This is a genomic window from Acetobacterium wieringae, from assembly GCF_023700225.1.
GTDB lineage: Bacteria > Bacillota > Clostridia > Eubacteriales > Eubacteriaceae > Acetobacterium > Acetobacterium wieringae.
Map to the genome: position 1 here is coordinate 1,296,287 of NZ_CP097897.1, position 11,883 is coordinate 1,308,169.

Here is an 11,883-nt window from a genome sequence, read left to right on the forward strand (position 1 = left end):
TTTTTTTAATATTTGTCCATCTCCAGATCATCCAGAACAATCTGGGGTGAAGTTTCGGCAGTGTCTTTTTGCTTCACTGGTTTTTCGACCGGTGGCCTGGGAGAGGTGTGATGGGCGGCACCTTTTTTCTTTAGTTTAAAAGCACCCACCATCTGTTTGAGCATTTGTGCCTGGCCGGACAGTTCTTCACTGGCGGCGGCACTTTCTTCAGCGGTGGCAGAGTTGGTCTGAACAACGGTGGAAACCTGTTCGATGCCCTGGGTGATCTGGGCGATTTCGGTGGCCTGATCGTTGGAGGCTCGGGCGATGTTACCGACCAGACCGGTTACTTTTTCAATTTCGTTGAGAATTTCAACGAGACTGGCGGCGGTTTCATCGGCGATTCGGGTACCGGCTTCGACCTTGTCAATTGAGCCTTCAATCAGTCCGGTGGTTTCCTTGGCCGCTTCGGCACTGCGGGCGACCAATGAGCGAACTTCTTCGGCGACGACGGCAAAGCCTTTGCCGTGGCTTCCAGCCCGGGCGGCTTCGACAGCAGCGTTGAGGGCCAGAATATTGGTCTGGAAGGCGATATCGTCAATGACCTTGATAATCTTAGAAATGCTCTTGGAGGATTCGTTGATGTCAATCATCGCTGAAACCATCTTGGTCATTTGTTCATTGCCGACTTCGGCATTGCTGCGAACCTCTAAAGCCCGTTCGTTGGCTTCATTGGCATTGGTAGCGTTTTTCTTGGTTTCACCGGCTACTTCTTCGATGGAGGCGTTGAGCTGCTGGATGGCGCTGGCCTGTTCAGTGGTGCCCTGAGACAGGGCCTGTCCGCCATCGGAAATCTGGCGGGCACCGGCTTCAACCTGACCGGCGGCTTCATTGATTTCGGACATGGTTTCGCTGAGGGTGGCGGCAATGCCGTTGAGACCGGTTTTAATGGCCAGGAAATCGCCGAGATAGTCGGTGGTGATTTCGATATCGAGATTACCCTGACCCATTTCCAGTAGGGTTTTGGCGATCTCATCGACATAGTTCTTCAGGAAGGCAACGGTCTGGTTCATGTCATTTTTAATACGGGTGTAATCGCCGTTATAATTGCCAACCATGCCGGTGTTCAGATTGCCTTTGGCAAGATCCTGGAGGGTATCAGACGCTTCCTTGACCGGAGCAACAACGGCATCCAGAGTGGCGTTGACGCCATTGACAATTTTGGCAAAGTCGCCTTGATGTCGACTGGCATCGGCCCGGGTACTGAGTTTGCCATCAATACCGGCCTGGGCCAGCATGCTGGCATCATCAATCAGATTGCCCACCGATTGCTTAACCTCGGCCAGGGTATCACCGATTTTGTGGAATTGAATACTCACTTCTGCGGTATATTCATCCGGCTCGCCGACATTGATATCAAAGTTGAGATCGCCTTGAGCCAGGCTGCTGAGATTATTTTCGAGCCGGGTGACCTCATTTTTAGTATAGTCACTAACCCGGATAATCGGAGTTAAATCGGTGACAACTTCCACGAAACCAATGTTCTCACCTTTCTTGTTTTTAAGATAAGCAGTATCCTGCTTATTACTTCGGCCAACCCATTCAAAGTAGCTGTCGGTTAAGCCCTGATCGACCAGACGGCGGATTCCACAGCCTTCAGTTCGACAGATATCGGCATTGGCGTTGTAGCAATCCATACCGCAGGCAGAATTTCGATCCTTAATGACACCATTGGCAATCATCAAATCTTCAAACGGTTTATTCATAAAGGTCCATTTCATATCGTTGTCGGTAACATGAAGGGGGAAGGGGATGGCATCGATGATTGCTTCGTACCAGACCATCTGATCCACTACCGTATCGAGGGTGGCGTTGACCCCCTGAACGATTTCTCTAAAACCACCCTTAAAGGCATCGGCATCGCCCCGGGTTTCCCATTGACCAGCAATAGCGGCCTGAGACAGCATGGTGGCCTCGGAGATCAAACCACGGATGGTTTCGATGGTCAGTTTAAGGGCTGGGGCAATTTCATCCCGGGAATCCCGCAATTCAATATCGGCAGACACATCGCCGTTGGAAATCTGGTTCATGGTGGCAATAACCACATTTTGGAGGTCATCTGCTAGTTGATTCATCGAAGATGTCATTTCTCCGACCTCGTCCCGGGATGCCACTTCCAGACGGTCACTAAGATGTCCCTGGGTCATTTCTTTAATCATCTGGTTTAATGATACAATTGGGTTGGAAATTTTTCGGGCCAGAATAAAGGTGGCCACACCACCGGCCAGCAAAATGATCAAGGCGGCAATCAGAATGACATTTCGCAGATGATTGATCGGGGCCAGGACATCATCCTCAAATTTAGTGACGATGAGAGTCCAGTTGGTTCCGGGGATCGGGGCATTGTAGGCCAATTTCTGATCACCCTTGTAATTATAGGCGATACTGCCCGTTTGTCCGGTTCCCAATTCCTGGATCGCCAGACCAAACTCTTTAAGTGGTCCATTGGCCTCTATTTCATCAAAGACATTGGTCTGATCCAAGATTAATTGTTCGTTGGGATGGGCCATGACGGCACCATTTTCGTTAATAACCATGCCGTATTTGCGCTCGCCATCGCCCATGGCATTGGTGATGTCAAGCATAAAGGTGGGATCTCTGCGACCGACCAGAAGGCCAACCACTTGACCGTTGTTTTTGATCGGTGCTACTTCAAAGACCACTGGCTCGTTGGTGACCTTACTGATGGCGACATCGGAAATCGAGTTATTGCCAGCAAAACCGTCTTCGTACCAGAATTGACCTTCTGATTTAAATTCGTCGCCGCCGATGATATAGCGGGCATTACCATTCATATCCATGACGGCAATATCCTGATAGCCTAAACGTTCCACGTCCCCGGCAATCGAGGCCACCTGGGTGTTCCAGTCCATCGTGGCAGTTCGGGCCCGGAGGGCGATTTCATCCAGTTTTCCTAAATTACCGGAAACGATGGCGCCGATATGACCGGCACCTTCAGTAACAAAGGCCTCTTCCTGGGTACTGGATTCACTGGTCAGGGCGGCTGATCCCAGATTGATGGCGATCAGTCCCAGGGTGATTACCGCCACCGCCAGAATCAGGGTGGTGAAGGCTGTTAATTTGGTGGATAAACGGATTTTTACCGTTGTTGGATGGGGATCTTGTGCTGATTTCATGATGATGCTCCTTTCTGGATGGTACATTAAAAAAACAATTGCTTTCACAGTAAACGATTACTTCATGTTTATATATCGACATATTCGCATATAAGTTTAAAAGCGGGAGAAGATTTAAGCTAATTTTAGGTATAATCGTTTGTCAGTCATCTTAATTAAACAGGCACCTATGGGGGTGCCGTTGAGGTTGGCACTAAACTACCGTACCGACTAATTGTAAATCTGTTGTATGCGCACAATTCCTACAGTTGCAATTAAATATTCGGCTAATTATAGCCGTTTTAGCGCAACTGTTCGCCTCGAGGCACACAACATGATATTACAATTGTCGGTACTGGGTTAGCTTTTTTGACAGTCTGAAGAGGCACCTATAAGGGTGCCTGGTTGCTGTAGGAACGGGTGAGGTATCAGTATTTATCCATGTCCATATCGCCCAGGTCGATGCTGGGTGTGGGGACTGGTTTTATGGTTTCTTGAACTTCTTTAACGGCAGGGGTTGCAGCGGCATAGGATTTCCCTTTGCTGCGGAGCTTAAAGGTGTCAACCAGCTGTTTAAGCAGCTCGGCCTGGCCGGACAGCTCTTCACTGGCAGCGGCGCTTTCTTCGGCAGTGGCGGAGTTTTGCTGAACGACATGGGCCACCTGTTCCACACCGGTGTCAATTTGGGCAATTCCCGAAGCCTGCTCATTGGAAGCGACGGCAATATTACCAATTAAGGTAGTGACCTTTTCGATACCGGCGACGATGTCATCCAGAGCGGCGGCAGTATCATCGGCAATTTTGGTTCCTTCCTGAACCTTGTCGATGGAGCCTTCAATTAAAGCGGTGGTTTCCTTGGCGGCGTCGGCGCTACGGGCGACCAGGCTACGAACTTCTTCGGCAACGACGGCAAAGCCTTTACCATGTTGACCAGCCCGGGCGGCTTCGACAGCGGCGTTGAGGGCCAGAATATTGGTCTGGAAGGCAATGTCATCAATGACCTTGATAATTTTGGAAATGTCTTCCGATGACTGATTGATGGCGACCATCGAGTTCTGCATTTGTGACATCTGGGCATTGCCTTTGGCGGCGTGGTCTTTGACGGTATCAGCCAGTTCTCTGGCTTTATTGGCATCGACGGCGTTGTTTTTGGTCTGATCGGCAATTTCGGCAATCGAGGCGGTAAGCTCCTGAACCGAGCTGGCCTGTTCGGTGGAGCCTTGGGCCAGGGACTGACTGCCAGCGGAGACTTGACCGGAGCCGGAGGCAACTTGCTCTGCAGCCACGTTGATATCACCCATAACATCATTCAGCGATTGAATAATGACATTAATGGCATTTGAAATGGTAATCCAATCGCCCCGGAATTCCCGGGCGTTTTCGATATTAAGATTCCCTTTGGATAGCTGTTCGATTTTTTCAGTAATTTCACTAACAACTGCTTCCAGACGACTGGCAGTAGTGTTAACCGTTTGTTTCAGAGCATCCACATCACCGCTGTAATTACCAGTGATACGCTCATGGAGATTACCGTTTGATATGGCATCCATTACGACCATGACCTCGCCCAGTGGTTTGTTGATTTCGTCCAGAATGGCATTCATGCCGCCGACCAGATCTTGCCAGGCACCTTTGAATTTTGCGGCATCAGCTCGGGTTTGAAGATTTCCATCAATTACGGCGTTGGAAATCATCGAGGCACCTTCAATCATGTCACCGATGGAAGTTTTAACGGCCGTTAAGCTATGACTGATTTCGTTAAACTGAACGCTGACCTCACTGGTGTATTCGTCAGCTTCACTGATATTCATATCAAAGTCCAGATTTCCCTGGGCTAACCGCATCAGGTTATCGCCCAGACGGGTAACCTCAGCATGGGTATAATCACTGACCCGGATAATTGGAGTTAAATCGGTGACGATTTCGACAAAGCCAATGTTTTCACCTTTTTTATTTTTGAGATAAGCGGTATCCTGCTTATTATTGCGTCCAACCCATTCAAAGTAGGAGTCGGCCAGACCCTGATCAACCAGACGGCGGATTCCACAGCCTTCAGTCTGACAGATATTGGCACCAGCATTGTAGCAATCCATACCGCAGGCGGAAACCCGATCTTTGATAACGCCGTTTTTGATCATCAGATCTTCAAAGGCCCGGTTCATAAAGGTCCATTTCATATCCATGTCGGTGACGTGAACCGGGAAGGGGATACCATCAATGATTGCTTCATACCAGAACATATTGTCAACAACCGTATCCAGGGTCTGGTTGACACCGGCAATAACCTTGGCATAGTCGCCAGCATGGTTGCTAACCTCTGCCCGTTTGGTAAAATCACCACGAATGGCCGAATCGGACAACATGATGGTATCGGCAACCAGATTGCCGATGGCATTTTTTATCGAAACCATACTGTTACCCAGAACATCCTGATCAGACTTGGGTTGAATATCAATGGATAAATTTCCCTGGGCCATGTTTTGGGCCGCTTCAGCCTGATCCCGGATATTTTCGGCCATGTTGACAAAGGATTTGGTCAGTTCACCGATTTCATCGGCTTTGGCATCATTGGCCATGCTATAGTCGATGTCAACGGCACCCAGGGCCAGTTGATCGGCGGCTTCGGCTAGTTTGGTAATCGGCCGGATAAAGCTGCGGGTGGATAGGACAATCAGGCCGATGATAACCAGCAGACCGAGTCCAAAGATCACCAGCATCATTGTTTGGATGGTTGCAAAAGACTGATTGAATTCGGCAGTGGGTAGACCGGTGGCCAGGACCCAGCCGGTATCCCCGATTTCGGTAACATAACCCTGGCTGGCAGTGCCCGCCGAATCATAGGCAATGGGGCCAGCGGTCTTATCAGTCAGGGCAGCGATGATGTTCTCCGAGAGATCGGTGTCACTGAGGGGGCCGTTGATAAAATCTGGGTTGGGATGATCAAAAACCATTCCGCTGTTGGTGGAAACCACGAAGAAGCCGGTTTCGCCAATTTTATTTTCAGCGATGATTTCTTTTATCCGATCAATGGAGACATCCACACAGGTGGCACCGATGAGATCCTGGGTACCGGGCTTAAAGACGGGTGCTACCACACTGACAATAATTTCATTGGTGACTACATCCAGATAGGGCTCGGAGATGAAGACCTCTTTTTTTTCCACCAGCTCCTGATACCAGGGCCGGGCGTTGATGTCGTAGGTTCCGTCGGATGAGGAACCATCGGATTGGGTAAACTGACTGGAGTCGACATCGGCTACCCAGGCTACCCGGATATTTTCCGGATCGGTGGCAACCACATTGTCCAGGGTTTGCTTAATTTCAGGAAAATTGGGGGTGGTGGTAATGCCAACGCCCGGAGAGACCTGTTCAAAATAGCTGCGAATCTCGGGGTTGGTCGACAACTGGTTGGCCGTTTCCAGATAGGTAGTAAAATAGCTTTCAATTTCGTTTGAAACTGCCTGCGACCGGGCCGATAGCTCATTGACAGTGATCCGGGTGATAGCCTGATTCACGACATACAGCGATATCCCTGCCACAATGGCAAAAATAATCGCAACTGGCAAGCCGATGGACAGTAACATTTTTACAAGTAATCCTTTTTTCTGGTTCATTTTATTTCTCCTTTGACTCATCATCACTGATGAAAAAATTGATCGTCGTTGATAAAACAGAGTAGCCCTAGTTTAGCTTAAAACAGACATCAGATCAAGCGATAAGAAAGCAACTTGTTGATCAGATTTTTACCCAGGGATTAAAAATATAAACAGCTTGAGCGGGGCTAAATATAAATTTTTACTGAGCTTCTGGTAGATTTTAAAAACGCCTTGAACCAGCCGAGAAAAATAACCATAAGCTTGACAATTTATCACTTGTTCTGGATCGAAAAATGGTCTAAGATAATTCTTAAAAACTTTTCCCGGAATAATCGCAAGTCGGATCTGGGCATGATGCGGTAGTCGAACCCGTCAGGGGAGAGTGTGTAAAAATTTAGCAGGTATGACCAGCATAACAGGTTTGTAGGAGACAAATAAGGGTATACTGATAGCAATCACTTTTTTAGTAATTGATCGGGTTAAAAACCTGCATCAGCGAATACCCAAAGGAGGTCCTGTCCATGAAATCAAAGAAGCTCTTTTCAACACTGGTGCTGTTGAGCGTCACTGTTTTATGTCTGAGCTCGTGTCTTGCACAAAAACCAGTGTTGATTGGTTTTGTAGCCAGTCTTACGGGCAGCACCTCGGAGCTGGGGGTAAACGGACGCAATGGCCTTTTGATGGCAGTGGAAGAAGTAAATGCGGCCGGGGGCGTTAATGGCAAGGCAGTGGAAGTGGTAATTAAGGATGATCAGAATAACCCGGAAGTGGGCCTGGCGGTTGATCGGGAACTTCAGGAAGCCGGGATTTCTTTTATCGTTGGTCATATGACCAGCAACATGGCGACCTTGAGTGTGCCCTTTGTCAACAGTCAGGATATGTTGATGATTAATCCGACCATGAGTGCAACCACCCTGTTTGGTCAGGACGACCATGTCATCGGTGTTATTTCACCAAACAGTGATCAGGCGGCAGTCATCAAAGAGAGTATGGTAAAAGATAGCGTCGGGAAGAAGGTAGCAGTGATTTATGAATCTCAGAATCTGGCATACACCAAAACAGTAAAAGACCGAATTGCTCAGGAAATAGCACCCGTGGGTGGGCAAATTATTTATGAAGAAGCCTTTTTAGCGAGTAACAGCACCAACTACCTGGATATTGCTAAGCGGGTTTTAAGCACGCAGTCCGATAGCATTGTGATTCTGGTCTCATCGTTTGATGCCGCCATGTTTTGTCAGCAGTTTTATAAGCTGAATAATCAGACACCGATTTATCTGGCGGCCTGGTCGATGAATAATGATCTGCTCTTACAGGGGGGCGCAGCAGTTGAAGGGGTCACAATCACCAGCCTCATTGATCTGGAATCGCAGGCCCCGGCCTACATGGCTTTCCGGGACAACTATTTAAAAAAGTATGGTGCGGAACCGACCTTTGCAGCGGTATACACCTATGAAGCCACCATGTTACTGCTTAACACCGTAGCAGAAACCGCTAATCCCAACCCGGAAACGGTCAAACAAGCAATCCTGCAAAAAGGCATCTATCCGGGGCTGCAGAACGAAATAACCATTGATGGCTACGGTGATGCCAGCCGGACTATTTATGAATACATCGTTAAGAATGGTCAATTTACAAAGGCGGAGTAGCAAATGAAGCGAATTAAGAAACTGCGAGATTTTATTCTGATTAACAACATGCTGTCCATCATCATCCCGCTGATTCTTGTGGGGTTATTGGCGACGCCGATAATTTATGATTATCTACGGAAAGATATGGATCAAAAAAACACCATGATTGCAGCAACTATCGCTCAACGGATGGCTGATTTTATGGATGATTCATTTCAGGAGCTGGAACAGATTAATGATTTGCTCGATGATGGCACACTAAAGGATGAGACAACCATCCAGCGTTATTTAAACGGAATGCTGGAAAATTCGGACTCCATTGAGGGCTTTGAAATTTTAGATGGCCAGGGAATTGTCAAAAACACGGCCCCCCAAAACGCCAATATTCTGGGGGCCAATCGTACTGGACAGCCATTTTTTACCGAACCCAAAGCAACGGGGAAACCCTTTGTATCGTCTTCCTTCATTTCGCAACAAACGGGACAGCCCACCATTACCATTGCCATTCCACACGGTGATGGGGTTCTGGTGGCTTATTTAAATCTGGAAGAAATCAGCATGCTGTCTGGAAATCATATCCGAACCTTTGGGGATACGGTAACCGTCGCCATTACCGACGGCAATGGAGTTTTTATTTCCCATCCGGATATCACCAAGGTTTTCCAGCGGGAAATTGAAGCCAATTATCAGGCCATTCATCCGGAGGCAAAAACCGGCGATCAGATTCATGCCTTTACCTACGAAGGCAAAACCGCCATGGTCAGTCATGCGGATGTTATCAATGCCGACTGGCATGTCTTCGTTTATGAATCCTATGATTCAATTTATGGTGCCCTGCGATCGTTTGTCGGAATGATGCTGTTGTTCACCTTGTTGCTGGTCTTGTTATCACGGTTTGTTGCCCGTCTGGTGTTTAAAGACATTAACCATTCCTTTGGGGAACTGAACCGCCAGACAAAGGAAATTGCCGCTGGCGATTATCATCCCATTGATACCGATAATCGTTTTGACGAATTTGATCAGTTGACGACTAATTTTAACGGCATGGTGGCCTCGGTGAAGGAGCGGGATGATGCCCTAAAGGTGCTGGCTTATTATGATCCTCAGACCAGACTGCCCAATGCTGCCTATCTGACGGAGCAGCTTAGCCAATTGATTCAGAATAATGAGGGGAAGATTGCGGTGATCTGTTTTGACATCCATAATTTTAAGCGGATCAATGATACCTATGGCCCTTCCTTTGGCGATAAGATTCTGGAAATGATGGGGGCCCGGCTGCTGGCCTTAAACTGTGCCCATGGCTTTGTGGCTCGGATTAATGGTTCCAATTTTATCCGGGTACTAACGGAGCTGGAACAAGCAGACGATGCCCTGGTCGAGATTGAAAGACTTCAGGGGGTTTTAAACCAGGCTATGACCTATCATGAGAATAATGTCTATCTCCGTTTTCACGTTGGCATCGCAATTTATCCTGATGATGCCCTGGATGTTGAAGAACTCTTGCAATATGCCAATACTGCGGCAGATATTGCCAAACAGCAGGGACGCCGCTCCCAGCATGCTTTTTTTGAAAGTGCCATGAAGCAAAATCTGATTCGGAATATGACCCTGGAGAATTCGATGCGGTCAGCGCTTACAAATAACGAGTTTTTTCTGCAATACCAGCCGCAAATCGATGTCAGGAATAAAAAAATTCGGGGTTTTGAAGCCTTGATCCGCTGGGATCATCCTCAGCTGGGGCGGGTTTCACCGCTGGAATTTATTCATATTGCCGAAACCACTGGCATGATTGTCCCGATTGGGGCCTGGGTACTGGAAACTGCCTGTCGTCAGATCGTGGCGATCAACCAGAAAATGGCCACGGAGCTGATGATTTCGGTTAACGTTTCTCCGGTTCAATTAAGTCAGGAAAATTTTCCGGCAATGGTCGCTGAGGTTTTGAAACGCTGTAAGCTGGAACCGAGCTTACTGGAGCTGGAAATTACCGAAAATCTCTTTATCAATTCCTTTGAAGAGGCCAGCAGTATTTTCAAAAGCCTCAAGGCCATCGGCATCCGGATGTCACTGGATGATTTTGGTACCGGCTATTCGTCGCTGGCTTATCTTAAAAATCTGCCGATTGACACCTTAAAAATTGATCAGGCATTTACCCGGGATCTGCTTATCAGGAAGTCCAATGAGAATTTAATGGAGTCGATTATTATGATGGCCCATATCCTTCACATGGATGTGATCGTGGAAGGAGTTGAAGAATTGGAACAATTGGATTGTTTAAAAATCTATCAATGTGATCACGTTCAGGGTTACTATTTTTCCCGGCCCATCGATGAAAGCCAGCTGGAAGCACTGCTGAACCAGCTGATTGATGCTCAGGCCCAGGATCTCGATTAAAAAACTGTTGATGAACGTTTCACAAAAACAGGCCAGAATTTGATAAGTGACCTGGCAGTAAGGAGAATACGATGGATAAACCAATACTGGTCATTCCAATGGGGGATGCCGCTGGCATCGGCCCGGAAATAACCGTCAAAGCATTGGCAAATAAAGCTGTAAACGAAATGGCCCACCTGGTTGTGGTGGGGGATGGACAGGTGCTTAAGCAAGCTCTGAGGTATTCACAGGTCGAGCTGACCATCAATTGTATTAACGAGCCCCGGGAGGGCAACTTTTTCCCCGGGGTTCTTAATCTGATTGATCTGGGTAATATAGAGCTTAGTCAATTAAAACTGGGGGCGGTGCAGGCGATGACGGGAAAGGCTGCCTATGAATACATTGAAGTAGCCACCAGGCTTTGTCTTGATAAAAAAGCCCAGGTCTTGGTGACCACTGCGATTAACAAGGAATCGCTGCAAGCGGCAAAGGTGCCCTACATTGGCCATACCGAGATAATCGGGGCCCTCACGGGAACCAAAAATCCCCTGACGCTATTTCAGGTTCATAACCTGCGGGTGTTTTTTCTCAGCCGCCATGTTTCATTGCGTCAGGCCTGCGACCTGGTTACCCAGGAAAATCTGGCGGCTTTTATCGACCAGAGTGTCATCGCCCTTAAGCGGCTGGGGGTGACAAATCCCCGGCTGGCGGTGGCCGGTCTGAATCCCCATAGTGGTGAACATGGTCTGTTTGGCCGGGAAGAGGTGGAGGCTGTGATTCCAGCCGTAGCAGCGGCCCGTCGCGGTGGCATCGATGTGGAGGGTCCCATTGGTGCCGACAGCGTTTTTTATTTGGCATTAAAAGGCAAATACGATGCGGTTTTGTCGCTGTATCACGATCAGGGCCACATTGCCACCAAAATGGTGGACTTTGAAAAAACAATTTCCATTACCATCGGCATGCCCTTTCTGCGTACCTCAGTGGATCATGGAACGGCCCTGGATATTGCCGGAAAGGGTCTTGCCAGCCCGGTGAGCCTGATTGAAGCGATCCGGCTGGGGGCTTTGTATGCGCCGTTTTTTAAACAGTCCCAGTGAGTTTTGCTCGGAGTGGCGGAGCAGACCGAATTACGAT

General features: G+C 48.3%; 5 protein-coding genes. 3 read left to right on the forward strand and 2 right to left on the reverse strand.

The annotated features are described in order from the left end of the window. Positions 1 to 5 precede the first annotated feature (5 nt). Together CHL1_RS06290 and CHL1_RS06295 are read right to left on the reverse strand one after the other, a co-directional pair. Complete coding sequence (locus CHL1_RS06290; protein ID WP_250935371.1) at positions 6 to 3,176, reverse strand: methyl-accepting chemotaxis protein; 3,171 nt, start codon at positions 3,174 to 3,176, stop codon at positions 6 to 8. A 407-nt stretch (positions 3,177 to 3,583) separates the two neighbouring features. After that, positions 3,584 to 6,769 carry a methyl-accepting chemotaxis protein gene (locus tag CHL1_RS06295; RefSeq protein ID WP_250935373.1) on the reverse strand — a complete coding sequence of 1,062 codons (3,186 nt, stop codon included), beginning with the start codon at positions 6,767 to 6,769 and terminating at the stop codon, positions 3,584 to 3,586. A gap of 503 nt (positions 6,770 to 7,272) precedes the next feature. Here CHL1_RS06295 and CHL1_RS06300 point away from each other — a divergent pair. The 3 genes from CHL1_RS06300 (at position 7,273) to pdxA (ending at position 11,846) form a co-directional block, all read left to right on the forward strand. After that, entirely contained in the window at positions 7,273 to 8,397 is a 1,125-nt protein-coding gene (locus CHL1_RS06300) for an ABC transporter substrate-binding protein (RefSeq protein ID WP_250935375.1), read from the forward strand. Positions 8,398 to 8,400: 3 nt separating this feature from the next. Next, positions 8,401 to 10,770 (forward strand): bifunctional diguanylate cyclase/phosphodiesterase, encoded by a 2,370-nt coding sequence (locus CHL1_RS06305; protein WP_250935377.1) that lies wholly within the window; start codon positions 8,401 to 8,403, stop codon positions 10,768 to 10,770. A 71-nt stretch (positions 10,771 to 10,841) separates the two neighbouring features. Then, the gene (gene pdxA, locus CHL1_RS06310) at positions 10,842 to 11,846 is read left to right on the forward strand and encodes a 4-hydroxythreonine-4-phosphate dehydrogenase PdxA (RefSeq protein WP_250935379.1); all 1,005 of its coding nucleotides are present in this window, start codon (positions 10,842 to 10,844) and stop codon (positions 11,844 to 11,846) included. The last annotated feature ends 37 nt before the right edge of the window (positions 11,847 to 11,883 follow it).

Excerpts from the sequence above, each read along its gene's own strand:
- CHL1_RS06290 (WP_250935371.1), bottom strand. The coding sequence starts at position 3,176 with ATGAAATCAGCACAAGATCCCCATCCAACAACGGTAAAAATCCGTTTA.
- CHL1_RS06295 (WP_250935373.1), bottom strand. The coding sequence starts at position 6,769 with ATGAACCAGAAAAAAGGATTACTTGTAAAAATGTTACTGTCCATCGGC.
- CHL1_RS06300 (WP_250935375.1), top strand. The coding sequence starts at position 7,273 with ATGAAATCAAAGAAGCTCTTTTCAACACTGGTGCTGTTGAGCGTCACT.
- CHL1_RS06305 (WP_250935377.1), top strand. The coding sequence starts at position 8,401 with ATGAAGCGAATTAAGAAACTGCGAGATTTTATTCTGATTAACAACATG.
- pdxA (WP_250935379.1), top strand. The coding sequence starts at position 10,842 with ATGGATAAACCAATACTGGTCATTCCAATGGGGGATGCCGCTGGCATC.